The 18,917-nt window shown below is 72.7% G+C and carries 24 protein-coding genes; 12 read left to right on the top strand and 12 right to left on the bottom strand.

What is annotated here, in order from left to right:
* Nucleotides 1–11: 11 nt before the first annotated feature.
* Nucleotides 12–704, bottom strand: coding sequence for a hypothetical protein (locus J3R08_RS23925; RefSeq protein ID WP_374102387.1), 693 nt, complete (start codon nt 702–704; stop codon nt 12–14).
* A 47-nt stretch (nt 705–751) separates the two neighbouring features.
* Here J3R08_RS23925 and J3R08_RS23920 point away from each other — a divergent pair, with 47 nt between their 5' ends.
* On the top strand, nt 752–3,892 hold the full coding sequence (locus J3R08_RS23920) for a BTAD domain-containing putative transcriptional regulator (RefSeq protein WP_209962849.1): 3,141 nt from the start codon (nt 752–754) through the stop codon (nt 3,890–3,892).
* A 7-nt stretch (nt 3,893–3,899) separates the two neighbouring features.
* Here the strand turns inward: J3R08_RS23920 and J3R08_RS23915 are convergent, their stop codons facing one another.
* Together J3R08_RS23915 and J3R08_RS23910 are read right to left on the bottom strand one after the other, a co-directional pair.
* Complete coding sequence (locus J3R08_RS23915; protein ID WP_064448199.1) at nt 3,900–4,724, bottom strand: ABC transporter permease; 825 nt, start codon at nt 4,722–4,724, stop codon at nt 3,900–3,902.
* Entirely contained in the window at nt 4,721–5,677 is a 957-nt protein-coding gene (locus J3R08_RS23910) for an ATP-binding cassette domain-containing protein (RefSeq protein ID WP_113972741.1), read from the bottom strand. Before J3R08_RS23910 ends, J3R08_RS23915 begins: the two co-directional genes overlap by 4 nt.
* A 126-nt stretch (nt 5,678–5,803) precedes the next feature.
* Between J3R08_RS23910 and J3R08_RS23905 the strand changes: the two genes are divergently transcribed.
* The gene (locus J3R08_RS23905; RefSeq protein ID WP_043329122.1) at nt 5,804–6,187 is read left to right on the top strand and encodes a hypothetical protein; all 384 of its coding nucleotides are present in this window, start codon (nt 5,804–5,806) and stop codon (nt 6,185–6,187) included.
* Nucleotides 6,188–6,196: 9 nt separating this feature from the next.
* On the opposite strand, the gene J3R08_RS23900 is transcribed toward J3R08_RS23905, so the two are convergent.
* Nucleotides 6,197–6,718 (bottom strand): SRPBCC family protein, encoded by a 522-nt coding sequence (locus J3R08_RS23900; protein WP_187693411.1) that lies wholly within the window; start codon nt 6,716–6,718, stop codon nt 6,197–6,199.
* 3 nt (nt 6,719–6,721) lie between these two features.
* Nucleotides 6,722–7,030, bottom strand: a complete 309-nt coding sequence (locus J3R08_RS23895) for a helix-turn-helix transcriptional regulator (RefSeq protein ID WP_280841830.1) — start codon at nt 7,028–7,030, stop codon at nt 6,722–6,724.
* 87 nt (nt 7,031–7,117) lie between these two features.
* Between J3R08_RS23895 and J3R08_RS23890 the strand changes: the two genes are divergently transcribed.
* Nucleotides 7,118–8,047 carry an LLM class F420-dependent oxidoreductase gene (locus tag J3R08_RS23890; RefSeq protein WP_209962845.1) on the top strand — a complete coding sequence of 310 codons (930 nt, stop codon included), beginning with the start codon at nt 7,118–7,120 and terminating at the stop codon, nt 8,045–8,047.
* A 309-nt stretch (nt 8,048–8,356) separates the two neighbouring features.
* Here the strand turns inward: J3R08_RS23890 and J3R08_RS23885 are convergent, their stop codons facing one another.
* Nucleotides 8,357–8,764, bottom strand: coding sequence for a hypothetical protein (locus J3R08_RS23885; RefSeq protein WP_113972636.1), 408 nt, complete (start codon nt 8,762–8,764; stop codon nt 8,357–8,359).
* A gap of 67 nt (nt 8,765–8,831) precedes the next feature.
* On the opposite strand from J3R08_RS23885, the gene J3R08_RS23880 reads away from it, so the two are divergent.
* Nucleotides 8,832–10,058 carry an FAD-binding protein gene (locus tag J3R08_RS23880; RefSeq protein ID WP_043331036.1) on the top strand — a complete coding sequence of 409 codons (1,227 nt, stop codon included), beginning with the start codon at nt 8,832–8,834 and terminating at the stop codon, nt 10,056–10,058.
* A 2-nt stretch (nt 10,059–10,060) separates the two neighbouring features.
* On the opposite strand, the gene J3R08_RS23875 is transcribed toward J3R08_RS23880, so the two are convergent.
* Nucleotides 10,061–11,200 (bottom strand): site-2 protease family protein, encoded by a 1,140-nt coding sequence (locus tag J3R08_RS23875; protein ID WP_043329128.1) that lies wholly within the window; start codon nt 11,198–11,200, stop codon nt 10,061–10,063.
* 151 nt (nt 11,201–11,351) lie between these two features.
* Between J3R08_RS23875 and J3R08_RS23870 the strand changes: the two genes are divergently transcribed.
* On the top strand, nt 11,352–11,966 hold the full coding sequence (locus J3R08_RS23870) for a DUF6082 family protein (protein ID WP_043329129.1): 615 nt from the start codon (nt 11,352–11,354) through the stop codon (nt 11,964–11,966).
* Between the two features lie 31 nt (nt 11,967–11,997).
* On the opposite strand, the gene J3R08_RS23865 is transcribed toward J3R08_RS23870, so the two are convergent.
* Together J3R08_RS23865 and J3R08_RS23860 are read right to left on the bottom strand one after the other, a co-directional pair.
* Nucleotides 11,998–12,180 carry a DUF397 domain-containing protein gene (locus J3R08_RS23865; protein WP_104113057.1) on the bottom strand — a complete coding sequence of 61 codons (183 nt, stop codon included), beginning with the start codon at nt 12,178–12,180 and terminating at the stop codon, nt 11,998–12,000.
* Nucleotides 12,181–12,217: 37 nt separating this feature from the next.
* Complete coding sequence (locus J3R08_RS23860) at nt 12,218–13,054, bottom strand: helix-turn-helix transcriptional regulator (protein ID WP_043329133.1); 837 nt, start codon at nt 13,052–13,054, stop codon at nt 12,218–12,220.
* A 270-nt stretch (nt 13,055–13,324) separates the two neighbouring features.
* Here J3R08_RS23860 and J3R08_RS23855 point away from each other — a divergent pair, with 270 nt between their 5' ends.
* From J3R08_RS23855 to J3R08_RS23840, 4 genes are all read left to right on the top strand, one after another.
* On the top strand, nt 13,325–13,639 hold the full coding sequence (locus J3R08_RS23855) for a DivIVA domain-containing protein (RefSeq protein WP_043329134.1): 315 nt from the start codon (nt 13,325–13,327) through the stop codon (nt 13,637–13,639).
* Entirely contained in the window at nt 13,636–13,890 is a 255-nt protein-coding gene (locus tag J3R08_RS23850; RefSeq protein WP_043329135.1) for a hypothetical protein, read from the top strand. The genes J3R08_RS23855 and J3R08_RS23850 overlap by 4 nt, the downstream gene beginning before the upstream one ends.
* A 65-nt stretch (nt 13,891–13,955) precedes the next feature.
* A complete protein-coding gene (locus J3R08_RS23845) occupies nt 13,956–14,240 on the top strand; it encodes a hypothetical protein (protein ID WP_121685563.1) in 285 nt (94 codons plus the stop codon).
* A complete protein-coding gene (locus tag J3R08_RS23840; protein WP_043329139.1) occupies nt 14,237–14,647 on the top strand; it encodes a type II toxin-antitoxin system VapC family toxin in 411 nt (136 codons plus the stop codon). The genes J3R08_RS23845 and J3R08_RS23840 overlap by 4 nt, the downstream gene beginning before the upstream one ends.
* 13 nt (nt 14,648–14,660) lie before the next feature.
* Here the strand turns inward: J3R08_RS23840 and J3R08_RS23835 are convergent, their stop codons facing one another.
* From J3R08_RS23835 to J3R08_RS23825, 3 genes are all read right to left on the bottom strand, one after another.
* The gene (locus J3R08_RS23835) at nt 14,661–15,080 is read right to left on the bottom strand and encodes a PIN domain nuclease (RefSeq protein WP_064448209.1); all 420 of its coding nucleotides are present in this window, start codon (nt 15,078–15,080) and stop codon (nt 14,661–14,663) included.
* Complete coding sequence (locus tag J3R08_RS23830) at nt 15,077–15,286, bottom strand: type II toxin-antitoxin system VapB family antitoxin (RefSeq protein ID WP_043329142.1); 210 nt, start codon at nt 15,284–15,286, stop codon at nt 15,077–15,079. The genes J3R08_RS23835 and J3R08_RS23830 overlap by 4 nt, the downstream gene beginning before the upstream one ends.
* Before the next feature lie 73 nt (nt 15,287–15,359).
* The gene (locus J3R08_RS23825; protein ID WP_209962840.1) at nt 15,360–16,211 is read right to left on the bottom strand and encodes an alpha/beta hydrolase; all 852 of its coding nucleotides are present in this window, start codon (nt 16,209–16,211) and stop codon (nt 15,360–15,362) included.
* A gap of 137 nt (nt 16,212–16,348) precedes the next feature.
* On the opposite strand from J3R08_RS23825, the gene J3R08_RS23820 reads away from it, so the two are divergent.
* From J3R08_RS23820 to J3R08_RS23810, 3 genes are all read left to right on the top strand, one after another.
* Nucleotides 16,349–17,092, top strand: a complete 744-nt coding sequence (locus tag J3R08_RS23820) for an SDR family NAD(P)-dependent oxidoreductase (protein WP_166456689.1) — start codon at nt 16,349–16,351, stop codon at nt 17,090–17,092.
* Nucleotides 17,093–17,201: 109 nt separating this feature from the next.
* On the top strand, nt 17,202–18,086 hold the full coding sequence (locus J3R08_RS23815) for an ABC transporter ATP-binding protein (protein WP_069088901.1): 885 nt from the start codon (nt 17,202–17,204) through the stop codon (nt 18,084–18,086).
* Between the two features lie 16 nt (nt 18,087–18,102).
* A complete protein-coding gene (locus J3R08_RS23810) occupies nt 18,103–18,900 on the top strand; it encodes an ABC transporter permease (protein ID WP_209962838.1) in 798 nt (265 codons plus the stop codon).
* The last annotated feature ends 17 nt before the right edge of the window (nt 18,901–18,917 follow it).

Genomic DNA, 18,917 nt, shown 5'->3' with positions numbered 1-18,917 from the left:
CCGGGGAACCTTCAGGCGCCGGTGAGCAGGGGACGGTGCGCGGACCAGAGCCAGCGCAGGTAGTCGCGTAGCCGTTCCGGGGCGGCGATCCACCCCTGGCCGGGATAGCGGAGCAGCCGGCTGACCTCGCCGGCCACCAGGTCGTACCCGGCCGCGCCGGTCTCCGGCACCGGGGCGTCCGGTGCGACAGCCACTGGTAGCGGCACCATCGGGATCCGCAGGCCGGCGTCGTCGCAGGCCCGCAGCACTGTGAGATAGACCCGGACCAGGTGGTACGGCGAGACGACGAGCGCGACGCTGCCGATGCCCAGCGCCCGTACCTGCTCCACGACCCAGGTGGCCTGCCGGCCGGTGCCGGTGACCGGCTCGGCCTGGAGCACGACCCCGTCGACCCGGCGCAGACCGAGTCCGCGCAGCCGGTCCAGTGTGAGCGGGCGGTACGTCCGCTCGGCCGAGTCGGTGTTCGCCACCAGCAGGTGCCGCAGCGCCGGGCCGGTCTCCCAGGCGCGGATCGCGTCGGTGAGACGCCAGTCCTCGCCCTGGCCGGTGGCCACCACCAGCGCGTCCACCCGCTCGGCGGCGCGGTGGGGGAGCGTGAGGACCATCGTGACCGCCTCCAGCACCGCCAGGAGCCGGTCGGCGGGGACGTCCGCGAACGCCTCCGGCCCCACGAGCCGTGGCAGCGGGCGGGACACACTCGTCACGCCCGCGATCTTGCCACCATCGGTTCGCCGGCGGGTGAGAGAGTGGCATGGTGCGGGTGGGGATCCTCGGGCCGCTTGAGGTCCGCGACGGCGACCGGCCGCTCGACGTCGCCGGGGCGCGGCTGCGGGCGCTGCTGATCCGCCTCGCGCTGGACCCGGGCCGGCCGGTGAGCGTACCGGCGCTGGCCGAGGCGCTCTGGGGCGACGAGCCGCCGACCGACACCGCCAACGCGGTGCAGACGCTCGTGTCGCGGCTGCGCCGGGCGGTGCCCGGGCTCGGGGTACGCAGCAGCCCGGCGGGCTACCGGCTCGACCTGGACCCGGACGACGTGGACGCCGGGCGGTTCGAGCGGCTGACCCGGCAGGGGCGGGCGGCGCTTCGCGACGGGGACCCGGCGACGGCGCGGACGATGTTGCGCGACGCGCTCGCGCTGTGGCGGGGGCCGGCGCTGGCCGAGGTCACCGACGCGCCGTACGCGGCGGCAGCGGTGGCGCGGCTGGCGGAACTGCGGCTCACCGCGCAGGAGGACCGGATCGAGGCGGAGCTGCGCGCCGGGCGGCCGGAACTGCTGGTCGCCGAGCTGGAGGAGCTGACCGCCGCGCATCCGCTGCGGGAGCGGCTGGCCGAGCTGCACCTGCGTACGCTCGCCGCCGCCGGGCGGCCCGCCGAGGCGCTCGCCGCGTACGAGCGGATCCGGCAGCGGCTCGCCGACGAGCTGGGCGTCGACCCGTCGCCGCAGTTGCGGGCCGCGCACCTGGAGCTGCTGCGCGGCGAGGCGGCCCCGCGGCAGCCGACGGCCGTGACGCGGGGCAACCTGCGGGCCGCGCTCACCACCTTCGTCGGGCGCGACGAGGACCTGCGCCGGCTCACCGGGCTGCTCGCCGGCAACCGGCTGGTCACCCTGCTCGGGCCGGGCGGAGCCGGCAAGACGCGGCTGGCGAGCGTGGCGGCGGGCCGGCTCGCCGACGGCGTACCCGGCGGGGCGTGGCTGGTCGAGCTGGCGCCGATCACGGACCCGGCGGACGTGCCACGGGCCGTGCTCGACACGCTCGGGCGGCGGGACCGGAAGCTGGAACCGGTACGCCAGCCGGCCCGCGACACGCTCGGCCGCCTGGTGGACACGATCGCCACCGACGAGACGCTGATCGTGCTGGACAACTGCGAACACGTCGTCGAGGCCGCCGCCCGGCTCGCCGAGGACCTGCTCGGCCACTGTCCGGGGCTGCGCGTGCTGGCCACGTCCCGGGAGCCGCTCGGCATCGTCGGCGAGGTGCTGGAACCCGTACCCCCGTTGCGGCTGCCACCGGCGGACGCCACGCCGGGCGACGCGCTTGCGTACCCGTCGGTGCAGTTGCTGCGCGACCGGGCCGCCGCCGTGCGGCCCGGGTTCGCGGTGACCGGCGAGAACATGGCGGCAGTGGTGGAGATCTGCCGGCGGCTCGACGGCCTGCCGCTGGCCATCGAACTCGCGGCGGCGCGCCTGCGGACGCTGTCGCCGCGGCAGGTCGCGGCCGGTCTGGACGACCGGTTCCGGCTGCTGACCGGCGGCAGCCGCACCGCGCTGCCCCGGCACCGCACGCTGCGGGCGGTGGTGGACTGGAGCTGGGGGCTGCTCACCGACGACGAGCGGCAGCTCGCCGAACGGCTCGCGGTCTTCCCGGCGTCGGTCACCGCCGACTCGGCGGCCGGCGTCGCCGGCCCGGCCGCCGCCGCGCTGCTCGACGCGCTCGTGGACAAGTCGCTGCTCCAGGTGGTCGGCGACGGGCGGTTCCGGATGCTGGAGACCATCCGGGAGTACGGGCTGGAACGGCTCGCCGCCGCCGGGGCGTCGGCCGGGGCGCGCGCCGCGCACGCGGCGTACTTCCGGGAGCTGGTCCGGACCGCGGAGCCGCACCTGCGCACGGCCGGTCAACTGCCGTGGCTGCGGCTGCTGGAGGCGGAACGGGAGAACATCGTCGGCGCGCTGCACTACGCCTGCGACGCCGGTGACGCCGACACCGCGCTGCGCATCGGCGCGGGGCTGGCGTTGCCGCTGGTGATCTGGGGCGACGGCGGCATCGGCGGTGACGTGCTGGCCCGCGCGCTGGCGCTGCCCGGCCCGGCCCCGGCGGAGGAGCGGGCGGTGGTGCTCGCCATCCGCATCGGTTCGGAGCTGGCAGGCGGCGAGCGGGGGCCGACGCCGGAGCAGATCGCCGAGCTGACCACGACCCTGCGGGCGGTGGAGGGGACCAAGCATCCGATCGTGGGGCTGCTCGCGCCGATGCTGTCGATCTTCGACGACGACACGGCGGCCGGGATCGCGGCGATCGACCGTGCGCGCGGGCATCCCGACCCGTGGACCGACGGCACGCTGCTGGGGGTACGCGGCAAGTTCAAGGAGAACGACGGCGACGCCGAGGGCATGCTGCGTGACCTGACCGACGCCGCCGCGGAGCTGCGCGCGGTCGGCGAGCGGATGAGCCTGTCGCACGTGCTCAGCGAGTACGCCGACGCGCTCACCAAACGCGGCGACTTCGAGGCGGCGACCGCGGCGCTGGAGGAGTCGGTGCGGCTGGCCCGGGAACTCAACCCGGCCTCCGAGCCCGGCTTCCAGCTGATCTGGCTCGCCGCCATCCGCGCCCGCTCCGGCGACGTGGCCGGCGCCAAGGCCGAACTGCGCCGGTTCGTGACCGACCGGGACGGCCGGGACGCGGCGTTCGGGCTGATGATGCTCGGCAGCATCGCCCGCTCCGAGGGGTCGCTGGACGAGGCGCAGGAGTGCCTCGCCGAGGCGACGCGCCGCCAGGACGAGACGCCGTTGGCCGCCCCGCAGTTCCGTGCCCTGCTGCTGACCGAGACGGGCCATCTGGCGCTGGCCCGCGGTGACCTGCCGGGTGCGCGTCGCTGTCTCGACGATGCGACCACGCGCAGCCTCACCGCCCGGGACATGCCGGTGGTCGCGATCGTCGCTGTCGGCTGGGTGGCGTTGGCGGTGGCCGAGGGCCGGTACGAGCGCGCCGCCGAACTGCTCGGCGTCTCCGACTCGCTGCGCGGGCGGCCGGACCGCTCCAATCCCGACGCGCAGCGGCTCGCCGAGCGGCTGCGCGCCGAGCTGGGCGAGGACGGATACGCCGCCGCGTACGCCCGGGGTCACGGCCGCAGCCGGGCCGACGCCCTCGCGTTCGTGGGCGGCGACCCGGCTGGATGAGGCGCCCTCAGGCGCGGCGGCGGTAGGCGCGGACGGCGAGCGGCGCGAACACCGCGATGATCGCCACGGTCCAGAGCAGCGACCGGGTCACCGGCCCGGCCACCGGGCCGCCGATCATCAGACCCCGGGCCGCCTCCATCACGTCGGCCACCGGGTTGACCCCGACCCACCACTGCAACCAGCCGGGCAGCGTGTCCGTCGGCACCATCATGTTGGTGCCGAAGGTCAGCGGGAACAGCAGCAGGAACGCCGTGCCCTGCACCGCGCCCGGGCTGCGCATCAGCACCCCGAGCAGCACGCCGATCCAGCTGACCGCGAACGCGAACGCGATGGTCAGCAGGCAGGCGGCGAGCGCGGACAGCGGATCGGTGCCGATCCGGAAGCCGAGCGCGTAGCCGAACCCCAGCAGCACCGCGATGGAGACCACGAACCGGACCAGGTCGCCGACCACCGAGCCGACGAGCGGCGCGGACCGGGCGATCGGCAGGCTGCGGAACCTGTCGAAGACGCCCTTCTCGACGTCGGTGTTGAGGCTGACGCCGGTGGCGATGGACGCGAACAGCACGGTCTGCACCATGATCGCGGGCAGCAGGAACTGCAGGTACTCGTGCTGCGAGCCGGCGACCGCGCCGCCGAGCAGGTAGACGAAGATCAGCACGAAGACGACCGGCTGGAGCGTGACGTCGAGCAGTTGTTCCGGGGTCCGGATCGTCTTGACCAGGCTGCGGCCGGCCAGCGCGAGACTGTGCCGGACCAGCCCGAACGGACGGGCGGAGGCGCGGGGCGTGCCGGTCCGGGGCGGCGGCGTCGCCGTACGGGTCGTCGTGGTCATGCCGCCACCTCCGCCTGCTCCTCGGCGCCGTGGCCGGTCAACGTGAAGAACACCTCGTCGAGGCTGGGCAGCCGCAACGCCAGCTCGACCACTCCGATGCCGGCGTCGTCGAGCCGGCGGACCACAGCGGTGAACGGGGCGTCGTCGTCCACCGGCACGGTCAGCACGCCCGGCCGGGGCAGCTCGGGATCGGCCCCGGTGGCGGCGCGCAGGATCTCGGCGACCGCGCCGATCCGGCCCGGATCGGTCGGCCGGACCACGATCGTCTGACTGCCGGCGATCCGCTTCAGCTCGCCCGGCGTACCGTGCGCGATCACGCGCCCGTGGTCGATCACCGAGATCTCGTCGGCGAGCGCGTCGGCCTCGTCCAGGTACTGCGTGGTCAGCAGCACCGTCGACCCGTCGTCGACGAGCGAGCGGACCACACCCCACATCTCCTCCCGCTTCGCCGGGTCCAGCCCGGTCGTCGGCTCGTCCAGGTAGATCACCTCCGGCCGGCCGACCAGGCTCGCGGCCAGGTCCAGGCGGCGGCGCATGCCACCGGAGTACGTCTTGGCCGGGCGTCCGGCCGCGTCGGTCAGGCCGAACCAGGCGAGCAGCTCCGCCGCCCGCGCCCGCGCCTCGTGGCGGCTCAGGTCGAGCAGCCGGCCGATCAGCACCAGGTTCTGGGTGCCGGTCAGGTCCTCGTCCACCGAGGCGTACTGGCCGGTCAGCCCGATCAGCCGCCGTACCCGGGCGGCGTCGGTGACCACGTCGTAGCCGCCGACAGTCGCGCGTCCCCCGTCCGGGCGCAACAGCGTGGCGAGGATCCGTACCGCAGTGGTCTTGCCGGCGCCGTTGGGTCCCAGCACCCCCAGCACGGTCCCCCGGCGTGCGGCGAGGTCGATCCCGGCCAGCGCGGTGGTCGTACCGAACCGCTTGACCAGGCCCTCCGCTTCGAATGCGTAACTCATGACGCCGACGATGGCCGGGGCCGCTGGCACCGGGCGCACACGCCGCGCACACCGTCGTGTGCGCGGCGGCGAAATCGAGTACGCGTGCTCATTCGCCCGCCCCGCCGGCCGGGCAGGATCGAAGGCGTGACAACGAGACGTACGCTGCTCGGCGGTCTGTTCCTGGCGCTGGCCACGGCCGGCGCGTGGGTGGCCTGGCTGAGCTGGGAGTCCGGCTGGACCGTGGACCCGCAGACCGGCGACATGAGCGGGCCGTACGCGGTCTGGCAGGTCGCCGCCGCGGTGCTGACCCTGGGCGCGCTGGCCGCCGTCGCCGGCTGGTGGCTGAACATCTGGCTGGTGGCGACCGTGATGACAGTGGCGTTCACCGTTCCGTGGGCGGTGCACGCCGCCTCGACCGACGACACCGGCCTGTGGGCGGTCGGGGCGGCGCTCGTGGCGATCGGCACCACCATCGGAACGACGCTTGTCGGCGGCGCCGCCGGGTGGCTGCGCCGCCGGACCGGGTGACCGCAGTCGTCAGTCGCGGTTCAGGCGTTCGGCGTACGCGTCGCGCAGGTCCGCCCAGCCGAAGTCCTTCGCCTCCGCGCCCCGGATCGGGCCGACCGGGTCGCCGTCGAGCAGATGCGCGGCGACGTCGAGGCAGATGTGCCAGCCGGCGGCAGTCATCGCGGCGAGGTCGGGACCGCCGACCCGGTGCCGCAGCGTCAGCGTGGTGCCGTCGCCGTTGGCGGTCAACTCCCAGCGCAGCAGGTCGTCGCCCCAGGTGTACTCCAGCAGGTGCGGCCGGTCGGCGCGCAGCACCCGGGCCGGCGCCGGGTAGCTCTGGTCGCCGTCGACGGCGCTGAGTACGGCGTCGCCGGGGCGGCCCAGGTCACGGTCAGCCAGGAACGGCGCCCACTCGGCGAGCCGATCCGGGTCGGTGAGCGCGGCCCACACGGTTTCCGGCGGGTGCCGCAGGTCGCGGACGAAGACCAGTTCGTTTTCGGGTGTCAGCCTCACCCGGGCGAGTGGGCCGGGGCGGAACGTGGCGCGGTCCATCTGTCACTCCTGACTGTCGAGATGGCGTTCCAGGACGTCGAGATGCGTGGTCCACATCGACCGGTAGGGCTCGAGCCAGTCGTCGACGGCCCGAAGCGGCGCGGTGTCGACCCGGTAGATCCGCCGCTGCGCGGCAGTACGGCAGGTGACCAGGCCGGCGTCGCGGAGCACGCGCAGGTGCTTGGAGACGGCCGGCTGGCTCATGCCCAGCGCGTCCACCAGCTCGCCGACGCTGCTCTCGGTCCGGCGCAGCCGGTCCAGGATGCGGCGCCGGGAGGGCTCGGCCAGCACGGCGAAGGCGTCGACTGTCACGCCTTCAATATGCCTCATCGGTTATATGCCTGGCAAGGAATGACAGGTCGCGCTGCCCCGCGCCGGCCGGCTCCATATGCTCGGGGCATGGAACTGCGGATCTTCACCGAACCCCAGCAGGGCGCCACGTACGACCAGCTCCTCGCCGTGGCCCGGCGTGCAGAGGAGACCGGCTTCGCCGCGTTCTTCCGCTCCGACCACTACCTGAAGATGGGCTCGGTGAGCGGTGACCCCGGCCCGACCGACGCCTGGACCACGCTCGCCGGGCTGGCCCGCGACACCACCCGGATCCGGCTCGGCACGCTGATGACCGCCGCCACGTTCCGGCTCCCCGGCCCGCTGGCGATCACGGTGGCGCAGGTCGACCAGATGAGCGGCGGCCGGGTCGAGCTGGGCATCGGCACCGGCTGGTACGCCGAGGAACACACCGCGTACGGCATCCCGTTCCCGCCGCTGGGGGAGCGGTTCGACCGGCTGGAGGAGCAGCTCGCGGTGATCACCGGGCTCTGGTCCACCCCGGCGGGCTCCACGTTCGACTTCCCCGGCACGTACTACCCGGTCAGCGACTCGCCCGCGCTGCCCAAGCCGGTGCAGCGCCCCCGCCCGCCGATCCTGCTCGGCGGCATGGGCCCGAAGCGCACGCCCCGCCTGGCCGCCCGGTACGCCGACGAGTTCAACCTGCCGTTCGTCTCGGTCGAGGACACCGTCACGCAGTTCCAGCGGGTACGCGACGCCTGCGCCGAGATCGACCGCGACCCGTCCACGATGGCCTGGTCCAACGCGCTCGTGCTGTGCTGCGGTCGCAACGAGGCCGAGGTGAAGCGGCGCGCCGAGGCGATCGGCCGTGACCCGGACGAGTTGCGTGCCAACGGCGCCGCCGGCACGCCCGCCGAGGTGGTCGAGACGCTCGGCCGGTACGCCGAGGCGGGCAGTTCCCGGGCCTACCTCCAGGTGCTCGACCTGACCGACCTGGACCACCTGGAGCTGGTAGCCGCCGAGGTCATGCCCCACGTCTGACCCGGCCCTGTCCGCCGCCCGTCCCGCCTCCCGCCTCCCGCCTCCCGCCTCCCGTCGAGATCTTGGTACGAAAGGGCCCCTATAGGGGCCCTTTCGTACCAAGATCTCCAGCGGTCCCACCTTGCGGAACAACAATCTCGCGTTACGGGAGGCACTCCCGCGCCGCCCCCACCAACCCCGCGATCTTGCGGTTGCGGCCCTTCCGGTGCCGGATTTACGGCTCTTGTCGGGGCAGCAACTGCATGATCAACGGCGGTGTGGACGCCAGAACTCCAAGATCGTCGCCGAGTCGCGTGGGCGGCGGGCGGGTCAGCTTGTTGTGGCGCGGCGGACCGTGTCGAGGCGGCCGTCGCGGTCGCTGTCCAGGTACGTCACGTCGGGTACGCCGTCGCCGTCCAGGTCGATCTGCACCACGTCGGCCACACCGTCGCCGTCCAGATCCGTGACCACCTCGACGGAACCGTCCAGGTGCCGGGTCACGATCGACCGGCCCGCCCCCTGGCGCGGCGGCGGCCCCGGGTGGGGCACCGGGTCCGGCTCGGGCTCCGGCGCGGGCCCCGGAACCGGGGCGGTCGCGGCGGGCGTCACCCCCACACCGGCGGGTCCCACACCGGCGGGCGGCATCTCCGCAGCGTCGGGGTCCACGCCGGTCGGGTCGATCTCCTCCTCCGACGGGTACACGTCGCCGCGGAGGCTCGGGTCGCGGTAGCTGCTCATCCCGCCAGGATTCCCGCCGAGTGGCCGGGGCAACCCTGCCGGCGCATGATGGCGGATGATGGCGCGCATGACGGACACGAACTGGGCCGGAAACGTCAGCTGGTCGGCGCGTACCCGATCGCGGCCGACCTCGACCGACGAACTGCGGCGGCTGGTCGCGGAGGCCGACCTGGTCCGGGCCGTCGGCACCGGCCACTCGTTCAACCGGCTCGGCGACACCACCGGCACCCAGATCGCGCTGGACGGCCTGCCACCCGCCGTCGCGCTCGACCCCGACCGCGGCGCCGTCACCGTCGCGGCCGGCGTCCGCTACGGCGACCTGGCCACCGCGATCCAGGCTCAGGGGTACGCGCTGGCGAACCTCGCGTCGCTGCCGCACATCTCGGTGGCCGGCTCGGTCGCCACCGCCACCCACGGCTCCGGCGCGCGGAACCGCAACCTCGCTGCCGCCGTCGCCGCGCTGGAACTCGTCACCGCCGACGGCGACCTGATCACCGTCGACCGGACCGATCCGCGCTTCGCCGGGCTGGTGGTGAACCTGGGCGCGCTGGGCGTGGTCACCCGGCTCACGCTCGACGTGGTGCCCACGTACGAGATCCGGCAGCACGTCCGTCTGGGCCTGCCCCGCGCCGCGCTGGACGAGGCGCTCGACGCCGCGTACAGCGTCAGCGTCTTCACCTCGTGGCGCTCGGAGCGCTTCGACCAGGTGTGGGTGAAGCAGTACGCCGACGAGGCCCCGCCGCCCGCCGACTGGCTGGACACGGTGGCCGCCGACTCGCCCCGGCACCCGGTGCCCGGCATGTCGCCGGAGCACTGCACCGCTCAGCTCGGCGAGCCGGGGCCGTGGCACGAGCGGCTGCCGCACTTCCGGCTCGGCTTCACCCCCAGTAGCGGCGACGAGCTGCAGTCGGAGTGGCACGTGGCCCGGGCCGACGCGTCGGCGGCGCTCGCCGCGCTCGACCCGGTCGCCGACCGCATCGCCGCCGTGCTCCAGATCTGCGAGCTGCGTACGGTCGCCGCCGACGAGCTGTGGCTGAGCCCGAACTTCCGGCGCGACTCGCTGGCGCTGCACTTCACCTGGATCGGCGATCCGGTCGCTGTCGCGCCGGTGCTGGCCGAGGTGGAGGAACGGCTCGCCCCGTTCGCGCCGCGCCCGCACTGGGGCAAGCTGTTCGAGCGCGACCCCGCCGCCGCGTACCCCCGGCACGCCGACTTCGCCGCGCTGCTGCGCGAGTTCGACCCGAAGGGGAAGTTCCGCACCGCCGAGATGGACCGTTACTTCCCTAGGGACTGATTTCAGCGTCCGGCCGGCATCTGCTGGCGCAGGCTGCCGCGCTGCACCGCGCGGCTGATGTCGCTGGGCGAGACGATGCCGACAAGCTGGTTGTCGACCACCACGAGAGCGCGGCCGTCGGTGCACTCGTTGAGCCGGGGCAGCAGGTCGGTGAGCTGCTCGTCCGGGCGGGCGAGCACCAGCTCGTCGGCCCGGCAGGACACCTCGGCCAGGGTGGTCGACGCACGGCGGTCGGCCGCGATGCCGCGTACCCGATCGAGCGTGACCAGACCGACCGGCCTGCCGTCGACGGTCAGTGGGAGCGCGGAGTGCCGGTACGCGAAAAGGTAGTGGTCGACGAAGTCGGCCACTGTGAGGTCGCCGGACGCGGTCTGCGGCTGCGGCGTCATCACGTCGCCGACCCGGATGCCGCGCAGCGCGTCGCCCATCCGGGCGGCGCGTTCCTCCTGGCCGGCGGCGCCGAGCAGGAACCAGCCGATCAGCGCCAGCCACAACCCGCCGAACCCCGCGCCGGTGAAGAACCGCCACAGCCCCAGCCCGATCAGCACGACGCCGAGCACCCAGCCCGCGCGGGCCGCCACCACCGACGCCTTGGTTCGGTCGCCGGTGAACTTCCACACCGCCGCGCGCAGCAGCCGCCCGCCGTCCAGCGGGGCGGCCGGCAGCACGTTGAAGATCGCCAGCAGTACGTTGATGCCCGCCAGCCAGGCCAGCGCGCCGAGCAGCAGCCCGTGCCCGCCCGCGGCGGCCACAGCCACCGCGATCGCCGCGAAGAACACGCCGATGATCAGGCTGACCAGCGGCCCGACCCCAGCGATCCGCAGCTCGGCGCCCGGGTCCTTCGCCTCGCCCTTCAGCTCGGCGACACCGCCGAACAGCCAGAGCGTGATGCCCTCGACCTCGATGCCGTTGCGCTTGGCGACCACCGCGTGCGCCACCTCGTGGGCGAGTAGACCGACGAAGAAGACCACGGCGGCGGCCAGGCCGGCCGCGAAGTAGGCGACGGGGGAGTGACCGGGGTACGAGGCCGGGAACAGGCTCGCCGACAGCGCCCACGCGATCAGCACGAAGATGACCAGGACACTCCAGTTGACGCCGACCGGTACGCCGGCGATCCGACCCAGACGGAAACTCGCCCTCATGTTTCCGTCATACCCGGCGCACCCACCCGCACACCAGAACCTGCCGCACGGCGTGCCGGTTCTGCGGTGGGTGCAGAGCCAGGAGGATCGGGGTGCCAGGTGGCGGCGCGTTCGATTGATCAACTTTGATGGGAGAACTAGCCTTGCGTAGATGAGGAGTGTTCGCGGCGTAGCCGTCTGGGCGTTGTTGGTCTTCTTGGGAGGGCTTGCGCTGCTGCTCTCCCCGCCCCTGATCGACTACGCCTTCGATCCGAGTACCGACTGGGAGCGCTTGGCGAATATCGGCCAAGCCTACGGCTCGGTCTCCATGCTTCTGTCCGCGCTGGCTCTCGTGGGTGTGGTCGCCACCACCATCAGTCAAAACAGGCAGGCCCGCATCGCATTGGAATACGCGCAACGTGACCAGCACGCCTTGTTGCTCAAGATGGCCATAGATGATGCCGTGCTGATGGAGTGCTGGGGGTCGCTGACCCAGGACCCTGCGCCTGAACGGCGGAGGCAGCGGGCCTACATCAATCTGATCCTCAACTTCTGGGCCACGACCTGGCAACTGGGCGGGATGCCTGAGAGCCAGTTGCGAGGACTGCTGGCGGCTGACATCTTCGCCACCGAGATCGGCTTGAGGTTCTGGGAGCAGGCGCGGCTTACGCGGAAGGTCGTGCACGCGGGGGCGCAGCCAGCAGCGTTCGACCGGATTGTAGAGGACGAGTACCTGCGCGCCCTGGCGAAGCTACGAAGCACGGAGGCTTCGGGCATTGGATCGTAGGGTCAGGGTGCGCAGGCGATGCCTGCCGCGTTCAGTTCCGGAACGTCTCGTGCTTGACGCCCGCGACGAAGGTCGACCAGGCTGCCGGGTCGAAGGCGAGGATAGGACCTCGCGGGTCCTTGCTGTCGCGTAGCCCGACCACGCCGGGCAGGTTGTCGGCGACCTCGACGCAGTCGCCGGAACCGTTGCTACGGGTGCTCTTGCGCCAGGTCATCGTCGCCTGGTTGGCCTCTTCCACCCGCGCCGTCCTCTCATAGCTCGTCGATCGCCCCCAGGATGAGGTCGCGCGACTCCCGGGCGCCGGCCGCCGTGGCGACCAGGTGCTCGAAGACGCGGCTGTACTCCCTCACCTGTTGGCCTTCGAGATAGAGGCTACCCGCGCGGGTCTCGACGTAGACGATCCCCGGATCGGCCGGCTCGGGGAAGGTCAGCACGCTGAAGGCGCTGCCCATCGACCCGTACTCGCCCGCGCCGAAGGTCAGGATCTGGATGGTGCGGCCGGGCCGGTCCGCCTCCTCGGCCAGTCGCCGCAACTGCGCCGCGAACAGCTCCGCGCCGCCGACCGGCCGCCGTAGTGCGGCTTCGTCCAGCACCACCCAGAGCTTCGGCGGAGTTTCGGTGTCCTGACGGCGCATGCGCAACTCGACCCGCCGGTCCACCTCGTCGGTCGGGGCGTCCGGGTGCTCGGCGCGGATGACCGCGCGGGCGTAGTCGGCGGTCTGGAGTAGACCCGGAATCAGTTGCGGCTGGAAGGTGCGGATCTCGGCCGCCTCGGCCTCCAGCCCGACGTAGACCTCGAACCAGTCCGGCAGCACGTCGTCGTACGCCTGCCACCAGCCGCGCTTGCGGGCATCGCGGGCGACCTGGACGAGTGCGTCCACCTCGTCGCCTTCCACCCCGTACAGCTCAAGAAGTCCACGGGCGACCGGCGGCATGACGGACACCTGGGCGTTCTCGATGCGGCTGATCGCCGACTTCGAGATCCCCACCTCCTTGGCGGCCTGGTCGGCGGTCATGCCGGTCTGCTCACGGAGGCGACGGAGGGCAGCGGCCAGGCGTCGACGTCGGACGGTCGGGCTTCCAGTCATGCCGGTCAGTGTGGCGGAAGCGGACGAGCTTCGCAATGACATCATCCCGAATCGGGAGTTGCGCAAAGGGTGCGGTCCACTGCACGATGAGTGAGTGGCCGGATCGGCTGGGTCATCGGGTGTCGACCTGGGCCACGCGTTGTGCCCTGCTGACGTACTGCTGGTCGAAGGCTGCGGTGGCAGGTGCCGGGGTGGGTCCGCCGGTGCGCGGCGGGCCGGTGGGCCCGCCCTTCCACGGTTCGATCTCGACGGTGAGAGGCAGGTCCTGTCATGCGCGTCTTCCTCCGGCGTGTCCGGCGTCGTCGGCGGTCGGTCCTCGGATCGACCTGCTACCGCTCGTCCACCTACCAGCCCCTGCGTCCGTGGCAGGTCCGTGAGCGGAGCTTCCGGACGACCCAGTTGGGCCGGCGTGGGCTCGATCCGCAGGAGGTGCGGGAGTTCCTCGACCGCGTCGCCGGTGACCTGGCCGTCGTCTACGACGCGCTGGCGCAGAGCCGCCGGGAGACAGACCGGATCAAGAACGCGCTGCGTCGCTGGCAGTCGGAGCAGGCCCGGGCCCGCAACGAACGGGGGTACGACAGGTGACCGAGCGCTGGGTGATCCACCTGCCGGTCGTCGTCAACGACCTGCTCTCCGCTCAGCGGCTGGCCCGGGTGGTGGCGCACTGGTCGCACGTCCTGCCGCAGACCGAGCCCGGCGGCACCACGGTCTCGGCGGAGGACGACCAGAACGTCCGCCACTGGGTGTTCTGCGACCTGTTGCTATCCGGCGGGCAGCGGTGTCTGCTCCGGCCCGGACACGACGGTGAGTGCTCCCGGCGGTTCCGGCCGCGATGAGCACCCGCTCGACCGGCACCGCGTGCCGCACCGAAAGCGGAGTATGCATGAGCTATGGTGAGAGTATGACGCGGCGCATCACGATCAGCCTGCCCGACGACGTGGCCGAGTACGTCGAGCGGTCGCAGGGCACGACGTCCGGCTTCATCGCCGACGTGCTCCGGCGGAAGATGCGAGCGGACGGTCTGCGTGCCCGATGGGCTGAGCACGGCTATGTGGTGACCGACGAGGACGTCGAGCGGGCTCGCCGGAGGCTGGCACAACAGCCGCCGATCACCGACGAGCAACACGATCGGAACATGGAGTGGCTACGCCAGTTCGGGGACGGTGACGGGGCGGCTGCCGCGTGAACGGGCTCGTCCTGGACACGTCCGCACTGCTCGCGTACGCCGCTGGGGACAGCGTCGAGCCGGGTGCGCTGCTGACCCTCGCGCAGGAGGATCCCGAGCAGGAGGTGTGGATCCCGGCGCTCTGCCTGGGGCAGGCGCAGCTTCAGGTAGCGGGTACTCCGGCCGCCGATCTGCTCGACCTGCTCCTCGACACGGACCGGGACATCCGGATCGCGGTATACGACGGTCCGACCAGCCGGCGGGTGGCCCGGATCGCGGCGAGCCGCAAGGTGCCGCTCGACGTGGCCCACGCGATCGCCACCGCCGTGCTCTACCGGTGCTACCTGGTCACACGGGACGTCGGGACGGTAGCGGCGGCGGCCCCGCCCGACCTCGAGGTCCTCGACATCTCCGACTCCTGGGAATGAGGACCGTAGTCGGTCAGTCGGCCTTTCCGGCCGGGACGACCCACGTCGTCGGCTGGCCGGTGATCGCGGTGATCAGGTCGAAGTCACCGTCGTAGTGCAGAACGGTCACGCCATGCCGTTCGGCGGTGGCGGCGATCAGCAGATCGGCCATCGAAAGCGCGCGGTGGTTGCCCTTGTGCAGCGCCTGCACCTGGACGTCGATCGCACGATCCCAGATGTCGTCCGGCATGGCGAGCCAGTCGAAGCCGCGAAGCAGCCATCGAGCGCGCTGCGCGTCCTTGGCCGAGCGGGCGCTGTGCACCACCTCGATCTCGACCGCCCCGCAGACCGCCAGCAGACCGCGCTCGGACAACTCGTCCAGGACGGGTGCCACGGCGGGCTTCGGCCACCTGGCGAGCGCCGACTTGTCGAGAAGGTAGCGCTCCCGCGTCATGCCGCTTCGGGCTTCGACGCCTGCTGCGGGTCGGTGAGGTCCGGCAGGCCGCCGCTCTTGAGCCAGTCGGCGAACTCCCGGCGCTTCTCCCGGTTGACCACTTCCTGCAGCGCGGCGTTGACGGTGGCCTTCTTGGTGCCGGTACCGAGGATCTCGGCGGCCTCGGCCAGGAGGTCGTCGTCGACGTCAAGGATGGTCCGGGACACGTGCGCCTCCTCGTCCGAGCACTCGAAACGAGGTGATGATATCAATTTTTGCTGATCTTGATATCTCCGTGGGTCAACGCCGTCGCGGGGCCTCGGCGACCACTGTCGGGGAATACTCGTTCGCCGCCTCGACCGCCCACTCCAGCGCGTAGTCCGCCTCCCCCTCCCAGCCCGGTTCGCCGCCGACGAAGTGCGACCGGCCGGGGAACTCCCGGTAGCCGGTGAGCGCCGTCGAACTCCGGTAGAGGTTGGCGATCGAGCTGGCCAAGGTCGCGGGCACCACGTGGTCCTCGCCGCCCGCGGTGATCAGCAGCGGGGCGCGGTCGCTGCGCTTCTTGTCGATCTCGGTGGCGGAGTTCGGGTCCAGGTTGGCGAACGCGGCCTCGAACAGCACGTGCCCGGCGCCCGGTACGGCGTACCGCTCCCAGGCGGCGTCGGACTCCTGCTGGCTGATGGTGTTGCCGAAGGCGTACCGGAAGTCCTCCGGGGTGAACGGCACGGCGCGGTGCCGGTTGGCCGGGTTGTGCAGGATCGAATACCCGGAGCGAAGCGTGCTGGGCGGCAGCTTGAGCACACCCCGTACCGGCGCGGGGTGCACGGCGACCACCGCGGCGCCGAGGCGGCGGTCCGCCAGCAACTGGGCGATCAGGCCGCCGAACGAGTGGCCCATGATGATCGGCGGGCGCGGCAGGCCCTTGACGATCGCCGCGTAGTGGTCGGTGATGTCGGCGATGCGCTGCGCGGCGATCGGGGCCGGGTCGGCCCGCAGCTCCTCCACCTCGCGGTCCATCCCGGGCCAGGCGGGCGTGAGCACCTGGAAGCCGCGCGCTGAGTACCGCTGCGCCCAGTGCTCCCAGCTCCGCGAGGTCATCCAGAGCCCGTGGATGAGCACGATCGTGTCGACCCGTCCCGTCGGTGCGCTCATGTCCGCCTCCCCGTTTCGCCGCTGGACGGCCCGCGCGTACCCGGACTGGGCGCCGGCAATCCTGCCTGACCGGCCGGACAGGAATTGACGGCTGACCCGGATGATCAGCGTCCTGAGTCGACTGTCAGGATGACGACATGACGGTCAGACTTGCCGACAGGGTTGCCCTGGTGACGGGCGGGAGCCGGGGTATCGGCGCCGCCGTCGTGCGCCGGCTGGCCGAGGACGGCATCCACGTCGCGTTCACCTACCGCACCGCGCAGGACAGCGCGAAGTCCGTGGTGGCCGAGATCGAGGCGTACGGGCGGACCGGCCTGGCGATCAACGCGGACAGCGCCGACGCGACGGCCGTGATCGGCGCAGTGGACCGGACCGTCGCCGAGTTGGGGCGGCTGGACATCCTGGTCAACAACGCCGGCGTGTTCGCGGGTGGGCCGATCGAGTCGGTCAGCCTCGACGCCCTGGACCGGGCGATCGCGGTGAACGTGCGCGGGGTCTACCTCGCCACCCAGGCGGCGGTACGCCACATGGGCGCGGGCGGGCGGATCGTCAACATCGGCAGCAGCTTCGCCAGCCGCGTCCCGGCACCGGGGGTGAGCGCGTACGCGATGACCAAGAGCGCCGTGAACGGGCTGACCCGGGCGCTCGCCCGCGAACTCGGTCCGCGTGGGATCACCGTCAACCTGATCCTGCCCGGCTCGACCGACACCGACATGAACCCGGCGGACAGCGCGGGCGCGGACGGGCAGCGGTCGCACATCGCCCTCGGCCGGTACGCGACCCCGGACGACGTGGCGGCGACTGTCAGTCACCTGGTGGGCCCCGGCGGACGGCACGTCACCGGCGCGTCGATCGCGATCGACGGCGGCGCGACGGCCTGATCGGCCCCAGAGCGTCCGGCGTCGGCGGCGTGACCGCCTGACAAATGTCACGGCCGGAAGGTGACTGCCGCTCCGGGGAACCGGACACCGCACGCCGGAGCATCGGGACATGACCGATTCCGCACCGGCCGTGGACCTGGCCGGACTCACCAAGACCTTCGGCCCGGTGACCGCCGTCGACGGGCTCGACCTGCGGATCGCCCCCGGTGAGGTGGTGGCGTTCCTCGGCCCCAACGGCGCCGGCAAGACCACCACAGTCGACATGCTGCTCGGGCTGGCCCGCCCGGACGCCGGCACGGTCCGCCTCTTCGGCGGCGAGCCGGCCGACGCCGTCCGGCACGGCCGGGTCGCCGCCGTGATGCAGACCGGTGGCCTGCTCAAGGACCTCACCGTCGCCGAGACGGTACGGATGACCGCGCACTTCTACGGCCACACCCGGCCGGTGGCGGAGGTGCTGGAGCGCGCCGGCATCGCCGGGATCGCCGACCGGGCGGTGGGCAAGTGCTCGGGCGGTCAGCAGCAGCGCCTGCGGTTCGCGCTCGCGCTGCTGCCCGACCCGGACCTGATGGTGCTGGACGAGCCGACCACCGGCATGGACGTCGAGGGCCGGCGCGACTTCTGGCAGGCGATCCGGGCCGACGCCCGCTCCGGCCGGACCGTCCTGTTCGCCACCCACTACCTGGACGAGGCCGACGCGTACGCGGACCGGATCGTGCTGATCCGCCAGGGCCGCGTGGTCGCCGACGGCACCACCGCCGAGATCAAGAACCTTGCCGCCGGGCGGGTGGTGCGGGCGACGCTGCCCGGCGCCGACCAGGCCGCGCTCGCCGCGCTGCCGGGCGTCCGCTCGGTCGAGGTACGCGGCGACGCGGTCCTCGTGCACACCGGGGACTCCGATGTGGTCGCCCGGCACCTGCTGACCCGCACGGACGCCCGGGACCTGGAGATCACCTCACGCAACCTCGAGGACGCCTTCCTCACCCTGACCGCCTGAACCGGGGAGCCTCGCCATGACCGCCACGACCTCGTCCACCACCGCCCGCGCCGTCGACCGCCGGCCGCCCATGCTCGGCGGGTTCTGCGCGCCGGTGCTCGCCATCGAGATCCGCCGGGTGCTGCGCAACCGCCGTACGCTGCTGTTCATCCTGGTCATGCCGGCCGTGTTCTTCCTGCTGTTCGGGCTGCCCACGCGCGGGGAGAAGCTGGACAACGGGCTGCCGGTCACCGGCTGGATCATGATCAGCCTGGCCGTGTACGCGGCCATGGTCGCCACCACCAGCGCCGGCGCGGCCGTCGCCACCGAACGCGCGCTGGGCTGGAGCCGGCAACTGCGGCTCACTCCGCTGCGCCCCGCCGCGTACGTGGCGACCAAGGTCGCCACCGCGATGGTGCTCGGCCTGCTCGGCGTACTCGTGGAGTTCGCCGTCGGCGCGGCCTCCGGAGTCCGGCTGCCGGCCCACGTCTGGGTCGAGTCCGGCCTGATCGCCTGGGTTGGCGCGCTCGTGTTCGCCGCGTTCGGGCTGTTCGTCGGCTACCTCGCCCCGGCCGAGAACGTCATGCAGTTCATGGGTCCGGCGCTGGCCATCCTGGCCATGCTGGGCGGCCTGTTCGTCCCGCTGGAGCTGCTGCCCGACGTGATGCGGCAGATCGCCAAGTTCACCCCGGTGTACGGGGTCGGTCAGCTCGCCCGCGCGCCGCTGACCGGCACCGGGGTGGACTGGGCGGCGGTGGCGAACGTGACCGCCTGGACCGTGTTCTTCGGCCTCGGCGCGGCCCGGCTGTTCCGCCGGGACACCACCCGTGTCTGAGCGGGGTCTAGCGTGGT

The sequence above is a fragment of the Micromonospora sp. HB375 genome, from assembly GCF_017872985.1.
GTDB lineage: Bacteria > Actinomycetota > Actinomycetes > Mycobacteriales > Micromonosporaceae > Micromonospora > Micromonospora chalcea.
Note: the sequence above shows the minus strand (reverse complement) of the source record. Positions and strands in the feature narration are given on the sequence as shown.